The sequence below is a fragment of the Sphingomonas aracearum genome, from assembly GCF_003345355.1.
GTDB classification, from domain to species: Bacteria; Pseudomonadota; Alphaproteobacteria; order Sphingomonadales; family Sphingomonadaceae; genus Sphingomonas; species Sphingomonas aracearum.
The window spans coordinates 1-1,060 of record NZ_QQNB01000012.1 but is presented as its reverse complement, the minus strand read 5'-3'; the positions used below and the strand labels follow the sequence as shown (position 1 = coordinate 1,060).

The 1,060-nt window shown below is 66.3% G+C and carries 1 protein-coding gene; it reads right to left on the bottom strand.

Going from position 1 to position 1,060, the window contains the following annotated elements; all coding sequences use genetic code 11:
- Positions 1-283 precede the first annotated feature (283 nt).
- Positions 284-1,060: transposase family protein (locus DVW87_RS17630; protein ID WP_476712799.1), on the bottom strand; the 777-nt coding region annotated here is incomplete at its 5' end.

Genomic DNA, 1,060 nt, shown 5'->3' with positions numbered 1-1,060 from the left:
TGATCGAAGCGCCGGCCGCGATCGGGGCGGCGTAAGACACCTCAAAAGCCGTTACGCTCTGTTCCCGCTGATTAGAAAAGACACATTCTGCCCCAAATAGAAATGACACACGGCTGGTAGCAGCGGGGGCAGCGTGGAGCCATCCACAAGCGCAGCGCTGACCCCGCTGATGCGGTGAGTTTCGAGGGAAGGGCGACGGACCCGCTGCGCCAGCAGCGGGCTCGGTCACACCAGAATGCAGACAGTCAGGCAGGTTCCTGGGGTGGGGTGGCGTGACCCGGACTCAGCCAGCGTATTCGGCCAGTCCGCGCGCGACGAGTTCCGTCTCGGAAAGGCGCGGCCCGCGCTTCAGTTTCGGCGTGCAGAGCGTGCGGCGATCCACCTTCGATGCGGTCGCAACAGCCGACGCGGCGAACATGCCGCCAGTCTGCGCCGTCCGCGCCGGCTCGTTGTTGTTCCGCTTGCGGTGGTGTGGCGCCGTTTCCTGCAGGAGCCGCGCCATCGCCAGCGCCGCGTCGAGATGCTTGTTGTCGACCACTGCTGCCTGGTTCACCCGCCGCATCTTGTCGAACACGCGATAGGGCAAGGCCTGCCCGTCGTGCCGGATCTCGATCCGTCCGTCAGGATACTCGCAAACCTCCACCCGCTTGCGCGCCAGCGCCTGGCTGGTCCGGTTCGGCTCCAGGATGAACAGCGCCTTGTTGTAGTGCAGCGTCAGCGCCGCGGTCACCGTGCGCTGCTCGCGCCACACCATCTCTGCCTCGATGTTCTCGTGCGGCGCCAGCGGGCGGTGCAGATCGCGCGGGTCGAACGGGGTCCTGGCGAACTGCCGGTTGTGCCGGGCCATGTAGGAGGGGAGGAAGGCATTGGCTTCGTCGATGGTGGAGATGCCCTCCAGTCTCATCGCCTTGACCAGCCGGTCCTGCAACGTGCCGTTCGCGCGCTCGACGCGCCCCTTGGCTTGCGGCGAGTTGGCGCAGATGATCTCGATGTTGAGCGCGTGCAACGCCCGCCCGAGATGGGTCATGCCGTCGCCGTTCGCCGAGGCCGTGTTGTTGCG